8 protein-coding genes are annotated in these 22,850 nt (G+C 32.9%); all 8 read left to right on the top strand.

Going from position 1 to position 22,850, the window contains the following annotated elements; translation table 11 throughout:
- Window positions 1-8 precede the first annotated feature (8 nt).
- On the top strand, window positions 9-500 hold the full coding sequence (locus KHA98_RS05980) for a hypothetical protein (RefSeq protein WP_213256269.1): 492 nt from the start codon (window positions 9-11) through the stop codon (window positions 498-500).
- A 34-nt stretch (window positions 501-534) separates the two neighbouring features.
- Entirely contained in the window at window positions 535-2,736 is a 2,202-nt protein-coding gene (locus tag KHA98_RS05975; protein ID WP_213256267.1) for a hypothetical protein, read from the top strand.
- Window positions 2,736-6,047, top strand: coding sequence for a hypothetical protein (locus KHA98_RS05970; protein WP_213256266.1), 3,312 nt, complete (start codon window positions 2,736-2,738; stop codon window positions 6,045-6,047). Before KHA98_RS05975 ends, KHA98_RS05970 begins: the two co-directional genes overlap by 1 nt.
- A gap of 2 nt (window positions 6,048-6,049) precedes the next feature.
- Entirely contained in the window at window positions 6,050-6,520 is a 471-nt protein-coding gene (locus KHA98_RS05965) for a hypothetical protein (protein ID WP_213256264.1), read from the top strand.
- 261 nt (window positions 6,521-6,781) lie between these two features.
- Entirely contained in the window at window positions 6,782-7,297 is a 516-nt protein-coding gene (locus KHA98_RS05960; RefSeq protein ID WP_213256262.1) for a hypothetical protein, read from the top strand.
- Window positions 7,298-7,807: 510 nt separating this feature from the next.
- Complete coding sequence (locus tag KHA98_RS05955) at window positions 7,808-8,890, top strand: hypothetical protein (RefSeq protein ID WP_213256260.1); 1,083 nt, start codon at window positions 7,808-7,810, stop codon at window positions 8,888-8,890.
- Between the two features lie 668 nt (window positions 8,891-9,558).
- Entirely contained in the window at window positions 9,559-16,989 is a 7,431-nt protein-coding gene (locus KHA98_RS05950) for a hypothetical protein (RefSeq protein WP_213256258.1), read from the top strand.
- Between the two features lie 12 nt (window positions 16,990-17,001).
- Window positions 17,002-22,836: a vWA domain-containing protein gene (locus KHA98_RS05945; protein ID WP_213256256.1), complete on the top strand. Its 5,835-nt coding sequence runs from the start codon at window positions 17,002-17,004 to the stop codon at window positions 22,834-22,836.
- The last annotated feature ends 14 nt before the right edge of the window (window positions 22,837-22,850 follow it).

Genomic DNA, 22,850 nt, shown 5'->3' with positions numbered 1-22,850 from the left:
CAATAATTATGATCAAAAACCTAAAATGCTTGATTTTTTTGTTTGTCGCTTTCGTATTGGTGATTTCATGCAGAAGTCCGAAACCTGTACAAAACGAAAATAAAACCCGGACGATAACCATTACCGAAACTTTACACGACACTGTCTTTAAAATCGCAAAAGACAGCAGTTCTTATAATGCATTACTGGAATGCCTTAACGGAAAAGTAGTGCTTAAAAATGTTATCCAAGCCGAACCAGGGCGCACATTAAAAAGCCCAAAGGTTCGACTGGATAACAATACACTCCAAGTAGACTGCAACCTAAAAGAACAGGAACTCTATGCTACCTGGAAATCGAAACAAGTAAAAGATGTTCAGGAAAAAACCATCACCGTTACCAAGTTTGTCAACTATTTGACTTTTTGGCAAAAGGTTCAGATTTGGTTAGGAAAGCTACTGCTGCTTTTACTGCTTTTTCTACTGGCGAGATTCGTCTACAAATACAACAAACCTTTCTGATTCAAATAAAAAACTTTTAAAATAACACTTAAATATGTCCGCACAGTCTCATTTTTTTATAGAGTCAGGAGGATTTCCGCAACAGCAACCGGATCAGGGTTTTGGCCCAAAGTCTGAAACTGTTTTCAACCTGACTTCTCGATTTACTTTGGGCAATGAGCCCAAAAAAGCCTTTTCAATCTGCAAAGGAGTTGTTTTAGTACAACCTCAAACGGGCAGCACTGAAAAAGTAAATCTTATTCTTCGTCCTTACAAACAGCCATTTCCTGGGTTAAACATTAAATATTTTGTTTACAGAGGTTTAAAAAGAAGTGATTTTTTCACAACCGCTGACGAACCTTTGATCATTAAAAAAACTTCTTCAACCTCTGATTTTATTACTAAAATTAACGATGATTTTGAAGCTTTTTATGAAGGAAAAAAAGAACCTGATGAAGTAACGCCTATTTCTATTCCTTTCAAAGCCGAATTCATTGGTTACGAAGAACCTAAAGCCAATCTTAATCCAAATGATCTTGCTCAACTATTATCAACTCCATTATCTGATTTCTTTTTTAAGGAATCGAAGTTTGAAACGAAAGATAATACTTTAGAAGAAAAACATCTCTTTGAATTACCCTTAATTGATAGCGGTAAAACGTTAGGAAACTTTGCGCAAGGTATATGCGGAATTGATGTGGTATTAAACTATGGCGATTACCAACATGATTTTGATAATTCTGAGTTTGATTTCAATCTGGAATATGCTCGTAAACCTTTTGCAGAAATTATCACAAATGGTGCTACCAATTTTGCGAAAAAACTTCAGCGAGAGCAAAGTACTCAATTTATTGATATTGCTGCTTTTTATGGTTTACACACTGCCGATGGCACCATAACAGTAGATGCTTCCGGAACTAAAACAAAGAAAACAGGAAACGCTATTTATAGTGATGTAATTAACAATTTTGCAACCAAAAACAATTGGTACGTTTATATTCAGAGTGATCGTACGCGCAGTTATGATTTTTACGGAAACTATAAGATTGGTGAAGATGCTGAAAACCTAAAAACAGGATTATTAGAAGATTCTGTAACCAAAGAAGTTCCAGTGACAGCTATAACGTATGGCAAATTAGGTTGGCCAGTTCTGGTTAACACGCAACAACAGGCTAATACAATTACCACAAACAATTTGTACCTGCAATTTCCAACAGACAACAATAACAACACCGCCTTTTACGGACAAATTGCCAATGTTGCCAACGCCCAAAAAGATACTTTTATCAACGCAGACGGATTAAGATTACCTCCTGATGAAGAAGGCAATTACGCAGATTTTACCTCAACCATTCAATTGACAACTCCAGCAGTAGCAGGCAAAAATATTGCTTCGCTTAGTATTTTACTTTATCAAGGAAAAGTGAATATGTATACTGATCCGCAAGTAGTACCAGATGAAGAAGGGGCTCCCATAATTACATATAGAAAGGCAAACTTTTTTGATAATGTTTTTAATTTAATAAAAGCCAGTCCTTTATTGAACTTAGGCAGTGATAAAAGTTATTCCAGAATGACTTCTGAAAAACTGAACCTTATCAATGCGTTTTATGATAAAAAACAACAAGGAATTTCGATTGTACAAACTCTTACAGTAAATGATGTTATTGAAACTGGAATTGAAGAAACACCAACTGTTGCCCGTGTTGCTTATATAACTGAAGCTGTAGATGTTATGAACAATGCTGTTTCGGCAACTGGAAGCACAAATCCAACTACTTATACATCTTCTTCAGCAGGTGGTGCCGTTGGCAATAGTAAAACGTACCAACTGCCTGATCCTTACTATTACAATCTGAAAATGTTTACGGATAGCACTGAAACTATTACAGGACTTGAACTAAAAACTTTGGATGGCTCTACTCCTAACAAAATTATTTTGGGATTAACCGCAAGCGAAAATGATAATATAAAAGCCCTGATTACCAAAGAGAAAAAGAATCCCCGTTTGTTTTTAATGGATCTTTTTGAAGATGGAAATGAGTTGGTTTCTCCTGAAAATATCAAATATCAGAAATACAAAGTTGCTATTGTGGTTGAAGATGCTGAAGGTAATAATAAACTGGAAGAACCTGGTATTCCTGTTTTTGTTTATTCACTTGATCGTACGTATCATTTTAGTAAGGGATATAGCGACTACATGCCAGAACAACAATTCGAAGATGAGTATTTAATTTTAAATAAAGATATAGAATAATGGTAGTACTCTTATATAAATCAGGTATACCTGTGCAATTAACAAATGATTTTAGTGATTTGCGATTCGATATTGAAGGTTTTTTAATAGGCTTTACACACAAAGCAATCATTGAAAAAAATATCATTACAACTAAATATGCATTTCATCATAAATCAGAGTTTAAAACAAATGATAAAAAAAGATCTGATTTAATCGACGGATTTTATGATGAAGACCAATTTTTAAAATATACTGAAAGCGTTATTTTTAATATTGTCTCTGCTAGCGATATGATTTACAAACACAAGTTTAATTTTGATAAATTTATTGCTAAAGCAAATGATTCAATTTCTGTAAACGTCACTAATTTTGGTGCTCCTTACGAACTATTCTATGATAGAAAAAAATATAATTTTTTAATAGAAAGCTTGTCTGGTGGTAAAGGTCCAAGGAGCTATTCTGATGGCATTCTTGATGGTTTTGATATTATTGATTATAAACTAAAATTACCTAGGACTTATTCTTCTTCAACGGTTAGTGTTCAAAATCAAGTAAATACTCCCGGGTATCATTTTTATGCGAAAAATTTAGGCAATTTCATTCATCAGTATTCAAGTGATGAAGAAAAAAGAAAATTAAAAAAAATTACTATCCTTATAATTTTCAAAATTAGAGAAATCATTAATGAGATATTTCCAAATCTACTTTTAAATGTTAGTACTGAAAAAACTTTAAATGATGCTGCAAACTCGATTAATATAGATCTTAATAACTTATCCAATTTTGAAAAAATGCTTTTTCTTTTAAAGAAAAGTTGGGGATATTATTATGACCCTTCTTCAGCTTTACCACACAAAAGTACTTTGCCAGAAACCTTTAATGTGAATTCTACTTATTCTGATTTTGAATATTATTATTTAGGATTGGTAAGTTTTTACGATGAATTTTATAAAATTCCTCAAACATTAGCAAAAGCTCCAGAGTTTGAGAAATATAAATTCATTTTAACATTACTACCTGTCAATGCATTATCGCTTATTCCATTTGAAGTTACAAAATCAATAATTGAATCTTTCATAAAGAAGAAATATTTAGCAGAATATCAAAAGAGATTTTTAGTGAGATTGATCGTTTCAATTCCTTTTTCTTTAGCGGATTCATTTTTGGATTATTTGGCTGAATGTAATAATGGTATGGATACAAATTATCAAGCTATTTATTACATCCTTGGAGATGCTCGTACCAAAAGATATATTCCTTTTGTTGATGAAGTGCTTACAAGAAGGCAATATGTATTTGCTATTCATCAATTATGGACAGCATCGAAATATAACTTTTACCATATCCCAAATGGAATCATTCCAATTGTAGGTAATATCAACCCAAATGCATACTTTATTCAAAATTCTCATGAATTTGAACTAAATAATGCATTGGTTTTTAATACTGGTTATTACTTTACAGAAGAAGGAATTACAAAACAAGGTTTTGAATATTCAGCCAACTTTATTCATGATAAAATTAGAATTTTTAAAACTGAAAAAACTGAATTTTACAAGAATAAATATATCGATGATGGACTTGGTGCACCAGCAGTTAAAAGTTTACCTCTTATTAAATTACCTGAAGAAATTGGTAATTTTCATATGTATCATCCAATATCTTTAATTGGTATACAGCCAGATTTAGAAGTTGTCTTACCCGAAGCAAGTTACTATCCGGCCTTTATTTTTCAATATGTTGAGGAGTTTGAAGATCTTAAAGAATTTGATGCAGCAGTAAGCTTAGGAATTGCAATTACTATCGAATTAGCATTAGCTTATTTTACTGGAGCCCTATCTAGTTTAAAATATTTAAATTATCTAAAAAATGCATCAAGAATATATCAAGCTTTGACCAATTCTGCACTTGCAGGTGAACAAATATTAATTTGGACTGCCTTAGAGGGAGCAACAAATGCACTAGCTATTTCAGGAAGTATATTATACTCTTACAATAATTATTTAATTCAATTATCTAATGATCCTTCAGAAATAGAAAAATTAGAAAAACTAAATATAATTTTATTCTGGCTAATAATCGCACAAGCTACAGCATCAGTTACCTTTAGGTACAAAGCCATTAATGCTGCAGACCAATTCTTAAATACTTTCCCTTCGGGAGTCATTCATCCTGATGTAGAGAATTTATTAGTAACTCTTAGAACTCAAAAAGCAACAAACATTCTTGGTATTAGGCAAAAACTTATTGATTTAGGTTTTGAAGAAAATATAATCGTTACAAAATTTGATGACTTTGCTGCTGATGTTAAAATAGCCTTCTGGGACGATTTTAATAAATTATCTAAAGAAGAATGGAGTCTAATTAACAAATCAAATGCTTTGGAGAATTGGAAATATCTAAATGATAAAAAAATAACTGATAGAAAATTCATTAATATTATAATTAGTAATACAAAAGTAAATGCTATTGCAAGATTTTATGAATATCCACCGTTAAGCAATTTTTTAGAATCTCTTAGTCCATTACAAAGATGGAGATTCTTAGAAAAACATGGTAAAATAGAACAAAATATTTTAATCCAATTGATCGAAAATCCAAAAGGAATAATACTTCTAGACCAAGCTAGCATTTCAATTACAACAGCACCAGATTATTTATCCGTTCTTGATGTAAAAAATATTCTACGAACCAACTCCTCAAAAGAAACAATAGGTGTAACAATTGAAAGACAAAGATTAAATTGGGATACAGCCATTAAGTCTTATGAAAAAGAAATAATTTTTGAAGAGATGTCAGTAGCACAGCTTCGTGACTTTTATACCAGCTTTTCAGATGCATTTTATGATTTGAATCCTAAACAACTTAAGCTATTCCAAAATTCAAATCGAATACGCGCTACAACAAGTTGCTACATAGATAATCAATTAGTTGAAACTTTTTCAGAATGGTATATGTCTGGTGGTATTGATAATTATGAGATGATTATGAGAAATACACCCTTAAGTTTTAGAAATCGATTTATTCCAGTTTCAGATATTGATAAATTTAATGCTTTTGTTACCAAAGCTCTTGATATCGACGGAAAAGGACGATTTAATGACACCGAACTAAAATATTTATTTAACTTTTTTGAGAATCATTACTCAAAAGGCAATAGATTTGTTATTGAAATAGAATCTACACTATATACTTGTACATCATGTCAAAAATTTTTACAGGCAGCAAAAATATATGCCAATTCAGAAAATAAGATTTTAGAAATTAAATTTATTGCTCATCGAGACGCAATTAGAATGGACAATGTTAAAAATATGATAAACGAATAATCATGAATATAGAAAAACTCACTTATTTAAGAGATAATCCCATACATTACGGAAAAACATTTAACTTTCCAATAAAACCAATTTCTATTGAAGAAATAGAAGATTTAGAACAACTTTATAATAATGGTAATCTATTCCCACAAGCACTTAGAGAATTATTGTATCTTGCGGGTAACGATTGTTATGTCTTAGACTATGCGGGTAATACTCAAGAGGAGTTACAAACAGAAGTTAGAGAATGGCTATCAAATTATAATAAAAGCATAACAAGACCATTTTTTGCTATTGATGCTCACAATCCTGGTGAACAATTTTTATATGTTTATTTAGATGAAGGTGATAACCCTATAGTTTACCAAGCTCATTTACCAACCAGAAATGATATTTTGCCTTTTACAAGTCTAAAAAAGACTTTATCTGATTTCATCAAGGTACATGTTGATATGGTAAAAAAAGGATACAATCCTTTCTAAATACCCGATCGTGCAGATTTATGCCTGCAACGATATCCGATCGCGCAGATATATCTCCGCAACGATAGTGCAGATTTGTTATCTGTGCCCGCACAGATTGTTAAGTTCTCATTGTAAGTATAGAAAAGCATATTACTTTGTGGAATTTTTGTTTGAATGATTTGTTTTGTGTCTTACTGTTGCGGGCACGGATTGCAAATCCGCGCGATCGGGTTTCAGCATTTCCAAAAATGTAAATTAAAATAATTTAAAAAAAATATTATGTCATATTTAAAAGGGTTAGTTATAGATAAATACAAAAGCGTTGATTTAGGTATTGATGATACTACGATTTCCAATTCAGGTTATTTATCGGATTTAAGTTTAGATTCTATTAATAAAGCAATAACAAATTTAAATTATATTATAACACAAACAACTGGGGTTATTACTTGGGGAGTTGATCGATTTATGGTTGATTCAGATCCCGAAGGCTCTTTATGTAAAGACGAAAATGATATTGAATTGGCAGATGTGCCTAATAGTGTTATGATTAATTTATTATTAGAAATCAAAAATTTTAAAACACAATATCAAAATACCACCAATTTGAAAAATATTGTTGGCCAAGCATTCACAATTATAAAATCGAATCCTAATGCTTATAAAAGATTTCCAAATTCTGATTTTCATTTTGCTACTACTATAAATGATGTTTATATCACACTAATATTAGAACAAAATGATTTAAACTTAACTGAAAGTTTGTATATAAATCAATTGAATACTAATTTTTAATAGTTTTCTATTCCCCCGCTAGTGCGAGCGTCCCGCTCGTGAACGCAAAGTATTTCTTACATTAGCTCAAAAAAATAATGACCAGAAAATACAAGTTGGGAGATAAAACTGGAGCTTACTTTATAAGTTTTGCTACTGTTTACTAAATAAAAAAACAACTCAAAGACAAAATCTTTGAGTTGTTTTAAACTAAGAATCTTCTCCAAGCAAACCCAAAAATTACATTTTAAAAACCCAATCTGGAAACTTAAAACTATAAGTTTCCCTACTCTACTATTGGCTTTATTTTAAGCCCAATACACACAAACCTTATTTCTTTGTTTTACAACTCTATCTCTGTAAAATAAAACCCTATTGTGACGCCACTAACACAATTTTTAAACATATTATTTGGGTTTATATTATTTCAAAAAAACTTTTGTCAGTATAAATTAATCTTAAATAATAATGGTTTATCCTAAAACTGAATAACTGCCTTTAATTTTTATATAACCCTTAAATATTTTAAAAATGAGTGTAAATCACAACAGAATCAAAGTGTCAGACTTAGAAAAAAATGAACCTGGCAAAATTTTAAAAACGAATGAAAAAGGAGAACTGGAATTTACTGATACTAGCGATCTTAAAACCGAAAACTATAATGCTTTGGACTGCACAGTCGAAGGAAAAGCATTAGATGCCAGACAGGGAAAAGTATTGAAAGATATGATTGATCTGAAACCTGTAGATATTGCATCTGATGCTGAAACCCAAATAACTGCAGCTGTTCCAGAAGATAATAAAGCAATTAGCCGTTCAAAACTTTTTAACTGGTGGAAATGGATCAAATCTCAAAATCAAACTATTTCCGGCCCCTGGAACTTTGGAAACAAGGTTACCTTAGCATCTGGAACTACTTCAACGCCACCATTAATCATCCCAAGTGGCACTTTAACCTCAGCAACAGTAGATGGTGCAATTGAAACCAATGCAAATGGAATTTATTATACAATTAACGGTTTACGAAAAAATTTAATCACAGAATATGTTGTTGATACTCAAACAATGAATGATGCTTACATGTATCTCTGGGGAAATGGTACAATAGGAACTCGTGAGGATATCGTTACTTTGTTTTCAAACAAAAAAGTCTTTAATGATTTTACATCAAATCAATATGCAAAATATAAAATAGACGTGAGTGGTATACTATCAAGAATGAACACTATGGTAACCGACGTTAAATTTGAACTGCAAATGCTTATCAGTAACAGTTCGACACCTACAACTTGGTATACTATTTCAAAATTTGAAGATACAAGAGTCAACCTTACATCGACCACCTCTTTACCGCAACAAATTAATTTATCGTCAGACTTATTAATTGCTATTCTATATAATAAAACGATATATATATCAGGAAAATCATCTACAGCAACAACAGAAAGTTTTTTTAAAACTAAAACGCAAAACTTAGCCACTTCGCAAACCGATCCAAAAAAAGAAGACATGTTGATATCTCTTAGAATAAAAGCAACAACCAACTGGAGTACAGCAATTACAACACAAGAATTTCTTACTGATTTTGGGTTAGTAAAAATGATAAAACTATAATTGTGCGCATTAAATAATCAATTTATAGCAACAACTTTTTACCGATATAACGCGAGCAACTTCCTTTTTGGTGACCATGTTTAATAATTGCTATAGTGTTGAAAAATGCTAAGGAAGCAAGTTTTTCTTAGGATCCTCAATCAATATTTTTTGAAAGATACAATTGGAAAAATATTTTTTTAAGCAACTACTCCAGAAAGAAGAAATGTCTTTTATTCTGGAAAACAGATAATAATACTATTGCTTTGGCAGTAAGAAAGAATAGGATCGTTTTTGATGAAATCATAAGTACAATGCGAAAATAAATGTAAACGAATAAAAACAGATTCTTTAATGTTTTTCAAATTTTTATGGGAACTTAAGTTTTTAAGTTCCCATAATTTTCTAATCTCTCCTTTAAAACTTAATTCAATCCCAATCCACTCTCTTTACAACTCTGTAAAGCTCCAGAACATCAATGTTAAACCACTAAGCAGCTGTTTCTTAAAGCTCTTTTTTAGGCTCATCTTTGCTTCATCAAAAGAAAAAAAAACAGCATGTAAACACAATTAACTGCAGTAAAATGCTTCAATAAATTAACCCAAAAAACAAGCCTTTGATTGGTTAATCCCTCTCCTATTTAATTACTCCGAATACGAACAAAATTAAAGTCAAAAACAAATTAGAATATGCCAACCAATACCATAACAGCGGTTCCAATTCCTGCGCCAAGATATTACCCTCGATTGTCTGAGGTAATTACGGTAAACGATTTGCCTGAGTTTTTATCGTTTGTCGAAGATGGCCTGAACTCCATTTTTGATAAAATTCATTATAAAAACCTGCAATATTCAAAGGGTTATCGCGGCGATTCTGCTTTTTACAGTCTCGACATTGTTACAAGCAGTCCGCTTGCCCTTCCGTTACCATTTGATCTTAAACTGGTCCTAAATCCAGATTTAAAAGATGGCGATCAGTCTATTTCATCATTTCCTATTACGCTGGAGTATCAATGGGAAATTTTAGCCTTCTTAAAAACATTCAGTTCCAGCAATTTTTCTTTTTCTATAAAAGATTTTTATTCCGTAGGACTACAAGTTTTCCGCATTAGCGAAGAGCAAGTAATTGCCCACATGATGAATATGTTTGTTGAAGCCCAGGAAGGAAAAACCAAATACGAACAGCTTTTAACCGATATTAATACTTTTGATGAAGTTACTAATGATCCAACTTATCAGGAATTAAAATTTCCTGCCAATGTCGAGCAATCTATTCAAAGCGTTATTGATGTTATCAATGCTAATCCTCTTATTACAAAATCGATTCCGTTATTATTATTCGGAACTTATATTGCCCGAGATGGTTTTAGTGCAAACGAAATCAAGCAAAAATTACAAGATTTCTACAATATTGTTGCTCCAGACGGAATTGAAGCGCACATTAAGAGAATTATTACTCCAAAAGCCAAAGCTACACTAGAATTAAGTGCCGGAATCGAATTCCCGCATAGTATTCTAAAGCCTGTACAGCAAGATGGCTCTGCTTTTCATGATCCGACAACCAAATCAACTTTCGTATTTGCACAAGCACAATTGTATGCCGATACAGAAGCTGGAATTGGTTATCAGGCAGAATTAGGCGGTTCATTAACACCTCCAAATGCCATGATTGGAAATACAGGGTTAATGCTGGAATTAGATACCTTAAAAGTCGATTTAAGTAAAAAAACCAATATTCCAGAAGCTGATGCAGATGGACGTCCAAATGATTTTGTTGGCGTTTATGCCCGAGCAGCGTCGGTTACATTGCCATCAAAATGGTTTCATGATGAAGCGGAAGATCCGAGCAATCCTCAAACCTTAAAAATTGGCGCTTCAGATTTGTTAGTAGGTTCTGGCGGTCTTTCAGGGAATATTTATTTAGAAAGTGTTCCTGCACCAAAAGGTGGTTCATTTAATTATTTTAATGACAAATTCGATTTCTATTACCCGATTATAATGTTTGAAAAAGACGAAGTAAGCGGTGTTGCAAATGAAAAAGAAATTGCCGATTACCCTGCTTTGCTTGTCTATTTACAAAAATTATACACAGCCAAATTACCATATGCTTTTAAATTTCCGTTAGCATTAAAAACGAAATCTGGATTACAATCTTCAGTAATAAACGCTAATACAGATTATTCTTTTGACAATGCAATGGATTATCAGGCATTTTTATTAGAATTAGAAGATAATACGTTGTGGAAAACAATTGGTTCTCCTAAAAAAGGATTCAAAGTTGGTTTTAACAAATTTGATATTACCTTCAGGCAAAACAAAGTTGTAAACTCCAACATTAAAGGTGCTTTAGAGATTCCGAAACTTAAAGAAAAAAACGGCAATCCTTTAAAAGTTGGTCTTGAAGGCCATATAGCTGATGATGGCGATTTTAACCTTACTGCTTCTTTTAATAAAGAGAACAAACCTAAAGCCAATTTATTTGATCTGGTAAACCTTGATTTTAACAGTTTTGAACTTGGTAAACAAGATGATGCTTACTATTTAGGAACTTCTTGTGCTGTTTCTTTTCCTGAAGGAACTTTAATGGGAAATCTATTAAAAGGAAAAGGCTTTGAGGTTGAAAAACTTCGCGTTTATAGTGACGGAAACATTGAAGTAGAAGGAGGATCTATTCCTATTCCTATTAGTCTTTCTGTCAATTTAGGCCCCGTTCAAATGGCGGTTACCAATATTAACTTTGGTTCTACTCAAATTAACGGGCGCAAGTTTAATTTCTGGGGATTTGATGGAGCCATCAGTATTAATCCGCTTGGAGTTGATGCTCGTGGAGAAGGTGTAAAATACTATTATCCTACAGATGGCGGTAAAGATTCTTTCATCAGGATTCAGACCATCGAGGTTGACTTAATTATTCCGGGAACTGCAACCGAGGCATCGGCTATGGCAATTATTCACGGTATGATTACACTTCCTGAACCAGGAAAATCTAAAGAATTTGTTGGTGAAGTTGGTTTAAAACTACCTAAAGCAAAAATCTCTGGAAGTGTTGGAATGCGTTTTATGCCAAAATATCCAGCTTTTTTAATTGATGCCAGCATTGAACTTCCAGTTCCTATTCCGCTTGGATTCCTTGCTATTAATGCCTTTAGAGGATTATTAGGTTTTAGATATGTTGCCACCAAAGAAGCCGCAGGATTAACCAAAGACAATTCTTGGTATGATTTCTATAAACATCCAAAACCGGGTATCAATATTAAAAAGTTTAGCGGGCCGCCAGATTCGATGCAATACGATGCGCCGTTCTCTATTGGAGCGGGAGCCACTTTTGGAACTGTTGCCGATGGCGGACATGTGTTGTCTCTGAGAGCCATGCTGTTACTGTCGCTACCTACTCTATTTTATATTGAAGCAGGATTAAATGTTATTTCTTCACGACTAGGATTAATTGAAAATGACCCTAGCAATCCGCCTTTCTTTGCAATGGTTGCCTTTGGAGACGATTCATTAGAATTAGCTGCAGGAGCCGATTTCAGTATTCCGAAAGATAGCGGACAAATTTTTAAACTTCATGCTTTATTGGAGGCTGGATTTTTCTTTAAAAACCAGAAACCTTGGTACGTAAATCTTGGTTCTAAAAAAGATCCGATCACGGCAGAAGTCTTAACCTTGTTTACCGCAAAATCGTTTATTATGATTTCTGCACAAGGTATTGAAGCTGGAGCAAGATTAGATTTCAAATTGCAGCAGAGTTTTGGCCCTGCCAAAGTTAAGCTTTGGGCCTATTTGGAGTTGGGAGGGAAAATTTCATTTAAACGTCCTCAAATGGGTGGTTATATCACCGCTGGTGGAGGAATCCAAATTAAACTTTGGATTATTAATGTCGAAATTGCCTTAGATACCATATTCTCTGTTGAGTCATTTAAACCATTTCTAATTTATGCCAAGTTAGAATTGAGTGTTCGTTTAAAAATTGGTTTTATAAAAGTTCGTAAAAACTTTACGGTTGAATTGCAATGGGATATCAACAGAGTTGTCGATCGTACACCGTATAGCCCGCTTCCAAAAGGAACTGTTGGCGATGGAGAAGATAATAGGACCTTAGAGAACGTCAAAGGTGTTCATATGCTCACCAATCAGGCTTTTGCTTTAGATTATTTCAAATCTGCAGGAGAGAAAGGTTATAAGCCAAATCAGTTTGATAGTAATGGAATGCCTAAAGCAGAACTTATTACCAACATAATCCCTTTAGATACTTATATTGATATTAAAATGGCTAAAGGCTTATTGCCAAATCCAGAATTAATTCAAAAAGTTGGAGGTTATACTGCTGATGCTAAAAACTATACGGATATGATGCCTCCGATAGATAATAATCCTAAGACTTCTCAAAAGCCACGTAGGGTCAAACATGAATACGGAATCAAATCAATCAATTTAAAATCATGGAATGGTTCTAATTGGGTAGATTATCATCCTTTTGAAGCTGTTGTAAAAGATGGAGAAAGAAGTGATGCATTAAAAAAATTGCCTTGGGCACAATGGCAAAAAGCAATTGATCAATACGATTCTATTCGTGTATTAGCAACAGATCCGTTTTCTTTTTTAAGTGCCGGAGAACCAGGATGGCATGTTCCTGAGCAATTAGGAATTACACCTTCCAGATTATTCTGTGCATCGGCTCAAATTGAAAAACAACATACTGATTTTCTTAATAAACAAATTGGTCAGCGTTACTATGTTCCAATGCAGTATGAAGCAGATAAAATCAATGGATTATTTTTTAAATTAAATGGAGAGCTTCCTGAAATTACTGGCAATTATCAGATTGAAGGAGGAGATTTTATGAGCATTACTGCAGATAGAAATCCTCATGGTTATAGTAAATCGCTTTCATTTAAAAACGAAAATGAGTTAGAAATTATTTTCCCTGAATCGGCAATTGATCCTGTCTTGCAGCTTACAACACAAGCAAAAGAAGTAAAAATTTTGGCTTACACCGCTGCTTTTAAAGATGGCGATAAATTAGTATCGTATGTGCCTATTCGCTTTAGCAAAACTAGTTCTGGTACTTTTTCTAATGAGCAATCGTATACCAAAGCAGAATTTTCAACTGCCATAACTTTATTTAGTGAAGAAGTTGAAGATCAGAAAATAAAGATTGACAAAATTGTAATTAGTCCAGTTTCAGCAAAGGCAAAACGAATTAAAGAAATCAGAAATAAAATTGCTGCTTTATTTGATGCCACTTACGGAGATCTAGCTGGAGAAACTGAAATTACATTGACAGATCCTGCAAAGATTGCAGAATACAATTCGCATATGACTGAATTAAATAATCTGAAAGTGGAAGCAGGAAACGACAATGTTAATTCTGGAGGTAATCCAAATGCATTGACTTTCACTCACTATTATGGTTATAATGGAAGAACTCTGTACGATTTTGATCAGGTAATTAAATTTAATGATTCGTTTGTAATAACATTCCATCCAAAAGGAGATGCAAAAACTACAATTCTATTACAAGTAGATGCTGATGGAAGCATCATTCGAGAACGTTTAATTAATGGAATCGTAACTTCTGTACAAGTTGTAAATGGTAATTTATTGGTAACCCAAGCCTTGAATGCAGAACAATGCAAAGGAATTGGTGAGGCCATTATTGATCTTGATTTTATTGTAGGATGCTCCTCTCCTATTGCTGCCACAGCAATTGTAGAAATGGATGAAGAATTAAATCCAACTTCTGGAACATACTATCAAAATACCTATTCTTTAGGTTTCAACAAAGTACTTCCGTTAGCAAACAATGATTTGCTTTGGGTTAATACTTTATCAAATGAAACTCAAATTAGCTGGATCAAAGGAGACGATCGAAGTGTTGTTTATCATTCTAAAATAAACGGAGAAACTATCAAAGTTCTGAAGCAAAATGATACTGAGTTTACTTTGATTACAAAGGATAAAAAAATCATTCGTTTGAATATCAACAACACAGCAAAAGTGTTTTCTGTAATCGACACAAAAGTGCTTTCTGATACAGAAATTGTTGGAATCAGTGATGCCATTAGTGTTAACAACAAAACTTGGGTTTCAGTCAAACTTTCAAACAATAAATTTGGTTTAGTTCAAATTAATGGAAACACCATTAATCTGTTGAAGAATGATACATTTTTTGAATCGGCAATATACTTCTCAAATAATGCTTTAACTGATAATTCTATTGTTTCTTATAATAAACATTACCAGTTTGTATTTGGCGAAACATTAGAACTTAAAAGATTAATTAAAAGAGAAAGTGAGATTAAAGACGCTTCAATTATTAAGGTTCAAAATGAACCATCAGTAAACGAAATCGTGATGCTTTCTAGTAAGACAAACGAAAAAGGAGTTTATTTCTCATTGTTTAGTGATGCTTTTGATAATTGTTCTTTATATCCTGCTTCGAATGTTTCTGTAACATCGTCTACAACAGCATTAACAAACGGAAGCACAAGTTTAATTCCGTTAAGCACAATTACCGGATTAGCCTTCAGAAGAAGTCTTAGAAATTCGAAAATTATTATTACTGATGCTATTATTTGTTCAAGTATTGAAAGCGCTGAAGATCCAGAACTTGATTATACAACTTACATTCAAAGTGTAGAATGGTTAAGCAAAGAAGATTATTATCATAACAAAACTATTTTGGACATTCCTGCTGTAGCAGAGCAATTTAAGGCCATGAAAGATGCTGTACAAACAACAGTACAGCCAATCTGGAGACCAAATACGACATATTGTTTAGATTTTACTTTAACAGATACAGTTGATGATAATAAAAAGAAGCCAAATGAATTTAAATATTATTACGGATTTAAAACTCTGGGACCTATAGGGCATTATCCTGTTCCATATCCTAAAGATCAAGATCTTCCTGTCAAGAATGAATTGACAGATTTGTCTAAATCGTCATTGACTTCATTGAGAAGTTATCTGGATTACAACCGTTCTTATCCAAACGCAGATGGAAGTTTACTACAGTCTAAACCTTCATTTTATGGCCCTGACCAATGCAAAATCTCTTTATTCTTTACTAACACATATACTTCTCATATGTTTAAGAAATGGGAAAGCTATCATACTGGCAGACCAGAAATTAAAGGTGCTTTGAATCTTTATATCAAAGATCCACAGACTGATTTGCTTATAGAATATCCTCCAAAAAAGATCATAGAAGAAGGAGAAGAAATTATGTATCCTAAAACAGAAGATACAGATGATGAAAGTAAATTTTGGACTGGTGATAATGATCCAAGACTTCCATTAGGAATTAGAATTTTAAACAGTTTTATAGATGATAATCGTGAAATATGCAATTTAAATTTAGGAGATCCTTTAAAACCAAAATCATTAAAGTACAAGACAACATTAACCAACTTAAAACCTTCTAAACTTTATACAGTTTTAGTCAATAATTATTTTGAAGGTGCTCAAATAGGAGTTTCAAGTAAGAGTACAAACATCTTGGTACATCAATTTGGATTCCAGACTTCGCGTTACAAAGATTTTGAAGAGCAGGTTCAGAGTTATTTTATTGGTGAAGAAAAAACAGGTAAAGCCTTGTTTGATGTAAATGTTAATCTGAATCAAGAACGCATCGATGCTTTGTATTATTTAATAGCTCCAAAGGCAGCAAATGTGACAAATGTTTTAAGTGATTCTATGGCATCAAAATATCAGCATTTATTTGATTGTGCTTTTGAAGGAATCTTAAAATTATCTCCTCTTGATCCTGCCCAAAGTACCGAAGTAAATAAAATTATTGATGCTAATACAGGAGCAACTATTGCGCTTTTAGTTCGTAATCCGGAACCATTTAATATTCCGAAAATGCCTTTAAAAGAAATTCAGGATTCTATTTCGGTTTTAGATGAATTAGGAAACCCAACATCGGAATACAGTGTACTGCATTCAAAAGATTATTCGCAAGCATTAATCATGCATCGCGACAAAACAATTTTGAATGTAGAAAAATTGAAAATCAAGTTTAAATACAAAATGTGGAATACTGAAGGAAGCGGAACTTCTCTAACTAGTACTCTTGATACACAAATACTACCATTAAACAATATAAATCTTTAAAAAACAAGAAAAATGAGTTCTATAAATCTTCAAGAAAGCCAACTCTCTGGCTGTGAAACTTATGTTGCAATTGTAGTAGACGAATCAGGTTCTATCAATGGCAATGAAGCACAGCAGATTCGTTCAGGGCTAGCTTCATTTATCAATTCTCAGACACAAAGTAAAATCACGCTTTCGTTAATCGGAATGTCTAACAGCGATACTGCTGTTAGACCCGATAACATAATCGAAAAAAGAATTTCAAGCAATAAAGATTCTTTTATAGATTGGATTAACATCTATGGGAATGGCACCGAAAGCATTCAATCAGATTATTGGGCATCTGGTTTAAATGCAGCTAAAAATCTGCCAGTTACTCCAGATATCGTTTTTGTAATTACAGACGGTTTACAAGTTAACAACTCCGATTTCTTAAAAAATCTTTTTACTGATTTGAATCAAACTTCAAAGGTTTTTGTATATGGAGTTACTAGTTCTCCAGAAAACATTGAAGAACTGACAACGCCTCTTACCTCCTTTTTGGGAAAAACACCTGTTTTAAAAAGTAGTACTGCTTCTGCACTAGATTCAGATTATCTTTGGCATTCTGATTTCAGCACTTTAGGAACTGAATTAAATAACCTTGCTTCAGATTTATCGCGTTTGCAAATAGGTTGTTTTCCAAATGTAAGTGTTATTGCAAACAATTTAGCTTATCCTACTTTAAAGAAAGGTTCAAGAGTTAGCGCATCATGTGGCACTTTAGTTCTAAAAAACAAAAATCGCGTACCTTTAACTTTAAGTGCTGGAACAAAAATTCATAAGGAAAAGACCTTAAACGGATTAACCTTTAAGCTTGCTAACTCCGTAGTAATTCCCGGAAAATCTGAAGTCCTGGCTCCTGTCCAAGTTGAAGGAAAACCTTTAGCGCTTGGTTCTTTTTCAGCTCTTGTATCGCTAAGTAATGTTGCAAATCCTTTAGGAATAAGTATTAATTTCAATGTTAAAAGAGAATCATCAATTATTGATATTTCTCCACAAAAAACAAATTTGCAGTCGACTTATTTACAAGTTGCTGCTGCAGGTTCAAGAGGAATTGACAGTACAAAAGGAATTCATCTTCGCTGGATGCTGGCTGGCAGATTAGGAGAAAATCATCTTCCAAAGGGAAACTCATATAATGATCCAAGCTCCAATTTAAGTTTCAATAAACCAGATGACTTTGTTAAAGTATACAGAGCGCCTTATACGAAAATTAGCCAAACTGTTGATTTAACTCAAAATCCTAATGTCGTAGATAATAAAAAGGCACTTTGGATTTACAAAACATCAAATCCGCAAAGATCTGTTTATGTCAATTTCTTAGATCAAAAAAAATACAAAGTCATTAAGGCTAGTAGCTACGATCCTTTAACAAATGCAACTGCTTTTATGCAAGCTTATGGAAATAGCTTGATTGAAATTGAAACCAAAACAGATTTATTTTTTGCTGCCGAATTAGATTTTTCCTCTTCGAATAATGCAAAAAACGTAAAGCTTGAAACGCTATCTGTTGCCGAAAATAAAATTACAGCAGAAAAAAGAGTAACCAATCGTAAGACATACAACTCAGTACAATTAAACACTCCTGTTCGTTTAGTTGCAGAAAATGGAAGAAGTATTCGATTTAAAGCAAACAAGTGTTTTTTAAAATCAGTACAACTTGAATTTTATTCTGATTTTATTACTAATGCGAATGCCAATGGAGATTGGTTTTTAAAAGGTAAATACGGATTAAACACAGATGATTTTAAGGTTTTTGAACAACTAGAGCCAAAACTAAATTCAGTTCACGGTAAATGGTTAAAATTCAACGATGGCGAGTATGTAAACATTAAAAATTATAGAGATAAATGGAATAGAATCACGAATGAAAAAGACATTGCCGATGAAAACATTAAAAGCATTGTCACTAAATACATTTCTTTAAGTGAAGCATCAGGTAATCCAACTGCAGAAGATGATATTCCACTTGGAGATAAAGTTCCTGTAAATGAGCCAGGGCCGGGAGAAGAACAACAATATGCTCAAAACTTAACAAAAGTATCTTATTTGGATCTTTTAAATATTGCTGCAAACGATTACCACGTTGCACGTATGTTAGGTTTAGGATGTTTAGATCTTGACGACGATGTTTATTCTGGAGAATACATCTACTTAACAGAATATACCACTTTTGGCAGCCTGGAAGATGGCATCGAAGGAAAAGAGGTACAGCATCTTTCTATGAGTATTCCAACTTCTGTAAACACAGAACGTATGCCTCTTCCTGTTCAGTTAAGTAAAATTGTTCCAGGATTAAATGTAGATGCAGAGGATAATCCAAATGCCAGAATTACAGATTCTGAAGGCTATAGTTTTGATGGAAAGAAAAGATTTGTAAGCTTATTTATGGATGATGTTATGGATTATGATGTCGTAGATCCTAAGGCAGACAAAGACTTCTTTAAGTCCCCTTTAGAATATGACGGAAGCGCTTTTACACTTCCTATTTATTTAGGAATCGATCATAAAATTGCTACAGAATCAGCGTGGAAAAATCCAGAATTGTCGCATGATGTAGAATATAAAAGTATTGATCGAAACCTAAAAGAATCAAAGTATGAAACTGTTGCAATTATTATTCCTGAGTCTGGAAAATCAATTTTAAATGCAATTCAGGAAGAAACTGGAGAACACGTTTACATCTATCAAGGGTACGGAATTAATATTTTCTCAAGAGCAGCTTCTGGACGTCAAATTAGCATTAAATCGGATATTAAACCGGCTAACAATTTAATGCCTCCAAGCAACATTAATGCACTTCTGGTTACAGAAGAAAAACCTTTGATGTTTACCTCTCTGTCTGAACAAGAATTATTGGGCAAGATTACAGGCAGTGACAAAACATTAATCAGAATCATGTTTGACTATTATTCGTCTCAAGAGCTTTTAAGCTACCCTGTTCCAAGAGAAATGTCTGCTGAGGATGCTGAGAAAAAGAAAGACACTATTTTTCCTGATAGTGCGGAAATATTTGCTGACCATTTTAAACTGTATTATAAAAATGGACTTCCAGAAGTTGAATATGGCAAAATTGAAAGCATCAATAACAATTCAGTAAACAATCTGACTTCGACTATCAAAATAAGAGAATACAAAATTATTAGTAGTGGTCAAGAAGTAAAAATTGGATTAAACAATACGAATAAAGCTAGATTTAATGGAGGAATATTAACCATTGGAGACGAAAACTATTTAATTCAAAACATCGAAGTTCAACTTAAAAAAGATGACAAAAATCAGGACGTTTTTGATTATGCTCTGGTTGAAGTTTTAAAAAAGGAAGTAACTGACAAACTTCATGCTGATGGAGATGCAACGATCGATTCTGAGCAAATTAAAGCCATTAAAATACCTGAAAGCAAATTATGTACTCTGGTGCAAAATATGCAGACAGCAGAAAATTGGCACCAACCAGAAATTGACTTTGAAATTGAATATCCAGCCAACTTAAATATTGTTCATCGAGAAGTTATCGAACATACAGGCGAAAACGGTACCGATCTGCAATTAGAAAAAACAAGAGGAGTTTGGAAAGATGCTGTAATTGAAAGGCATTTTGAAGTTTCTTACGAAATGGATGATAAGGGAAATTATAAATTGGATGAAGATGGTAATCCGATCAAAGTACATGAAAAAAAACATTTAGGATTGTACAAAATCATTTTCCCAAACTATAGTCTAGAGCAACATCCTCAATACAAATCAGAAAATGGAAATTCTGTTGAATGGTCTAATGGTATTGTACGATTGTTTACAAAAAGCACTATGCAACCAGGAAATTCTGTTCCTGTACAATCGAGAAAAGAATTTAAAGTTTACAAAACAGAAAACATTGGTACAACTGGAAATTTAGTTCTTTACATTCAAGACCCTAATTTTAAACTTGGTGATTATCTTCAACAAACCATGGTCAAAGATTACGATGAAATTTTAGGTGCAGTAGATGGTCCACGCACAGAAAACGAAGTGCCAAGCTATACAGCTGGAACGGTTTCACAAAGTGTAAATTATTATCCAAGCTACAAAGTTTACTTATATGCAGACCCTGTTTCTGGAATTACAGCGCAAAATATTCAGCCAAGAGAAAATGAAAGTACACATTATTCTATTTTCGGAGTTAGTGCACATTCAAAACCAGAGATTGGCTATAAATCGAAGATTAGTATTCCTTGCCCGATGTATGCTGTTAGGATTGAGAAACCTAAAAAACCGAAAGAAATTATTGGAGGTAGTTTGTATGCCACACGTCCAGACTTTTACAATCGCTCTTCGTACACTTTTACAACGAAATATGAAAAAAATCGTAAACCTTATGGGTTATTGCACTACAGAGCCAACGATGAAGATTTTCTGAATATTTTATACAAACCTGAAACAGTAAGTGCAATTCGCGAAAAATTGAACAAACTAGGTGGAAATGACGAAATTGATTTTAACGAAAGATGGAGCAACTTTTTAGACTTTAATACTCTTGCTGAAGATGGCCATTATAGAGTTTTACCTGAAAATAACGCTGAAGTTAGTTATCAATTTCCAATGCCAGATAATGGCGAGTTTATAAAACTGATTAATGATTTTATTAAATGGCATAATGCAACTCAAGAAGTTACAGAACCAACAATAACGAAAATTACATCATTAAATCAAGTTCTAATTTCACAGAAGGTTCAAGAACCAATGCTAGCCGTTTATTTTGTTGAACAAGCCATTCAGGCTGCTTTTGTTCCGTTGACAGAAGTACCAGTTGTTTACGAGTATATTAAAGGAAATAATTATGTTCCTGTTAATAAAAAACAAACCATTAAAGATAAAAATGGAAATGCTTTAAAACCAACTGATGCCGATTTTGACATTGCTCCAATGATGAAAATCATTAACGAAAATGATAACCAAGTGCAGTTCACCGATTTTAATCTGGATGGAAACTCACAAAACAGCTATTTCTATGCTGTTCGCGAAATGGACATCAAAATGAATTTTGGAGAATTCAGCGATCTTATGGGACCTGTAAAACTGGTAGCCTCTACTCCACCAAAAACACCTGAAATTAAAAGAATTATGCCAATTCTTGGAAATCAAGTTATAGGAATTAAGCCTGCTGTTCAAATTGAATTAAATGCTTATCAGCCGCAGTCCAAAATTAAAAAGATAAATGTTTATCGTGCTGAATCAATGCTTGACGCCCAGTCGATAAGAACAATGAAATTGGTTAAAGAAATTACAATTGATGAAAATACTTTATCTGCCGATTTTGAAAATGTCTGGACTATTTATGATGATTTTGAAGATTTAGAATATGTTCCTTTTGGTGATGGCCTTTTTTACAGAATTACAGTTTCGAAACAAATTGAATATGCAGATTCAGAATCTCCTACAGATAATCCGGTTATAAAAATTGATTATGCACCATCTCAGCCTTCAAAAATTACAGCAACAACAATTGTAGATTCTGCTTCGCCTGAGTCTCCCACTTTAGTGGCTTCGGGAAATCCTACAGGAAATAATGGAGCGATTTTAAAACCTGTCGTTTTTAACTGGGAAAAAACAGTTTACAACGGTAAATATCATTTATACAAAATGAATAATCAGGGTAATTGGGAAAAAATTGATGAGATTTCTTCCAATCTAGAACGCGTCATTTTGCCTCTGTTAGAGACAAAACCAAAAACTGATGAACTAGTTATTAAAGATGAAAATGGCGAAAGAATCTATCATCATTTTAAAGTAATCTCTGAAAATTCGTCTGGAATGCTGAGCAGTGACGAAAAAATTCTAACTCTTTAAAAAACTGACAATAC

The sequence above is a fragment of the Flavobacterium branchiicola genome (assembly GCF_018383905.1).
In the GTDB taxonomy this organism is placed as follows: Bacteria; Bacteroidota; Bacteroidia; order Flavobacteriales; family Flavobacteriaceae; genus Flavobacterium; species Flavobacterium branchiicola.
The sequence above is the reverse complement of the archived record's forward strand: the minus strand, read 5'-3'. Positions and strand labels throughout refer to the sequence as shown.

What these genes read in the sequence shown, in the direction of transcription:
- KHA98_RS05965 (WP_213256264.1), top strand. Translation starts at nt 6,050, where the DNA reads ATGAATATAGAAAAACTCACTTATTTAAGAGATAATCCCATACATTAC.
- KHA98_RS05955 (WP_213256260.1), top strand. Translation starts at nt 7,808, where the DNA reads ATGAGTGTAAATCACAACAGAATCAAAGTGTCAGACTTAGAAAAAAAT.
- KHA98_RS05980 (WP_213256269.1), top strand. Translation starts at nt 9, where the DNA reads ATGATCAAAAACCTAAAATGCTTGATTTTTTTGTTTGTCGCTTTCGTA.
- KHA98_RS05975 (WP_213256267.1), top strand. Translation starts at nt 535, where the DNA reads ATGTCCGCACAGTCTCATTTTTTTATAGAGTCAGGAGGATTTCCGCAA.
- KHA98_RS05960 (WP_213256262.1), top strand. Translation starts at nt 6,782, where the DNA reads ATGTCATATTTAAAAGGGTTAGTTATAGATAAATACAAAAGCGTTGAT.
- KHA98_RS05950 (WP_213256258.1), top strand. Translation starts at nt 9,559, where the DNA reads ATGCCAACCAATACCATAACAGCGGTTCCAATTCCTGCGCCAAGATAT.
- KHA98_RS05970 (WP_213256266.1), top strand. Translation starts at nt 2,736, where the DNA reads ATGGTAGTACTCTTATATAAATCAGGTATACCTGTGCAATTAACAAAT.
- KHA98_RS05945 (WP_213256256.1), top strand. Translation starts at nt 17,002, where the DNA reads ATGAGTTCTATAAATCTTCAAGAAAGCCAACTCTCTGGCTGTGAAACT.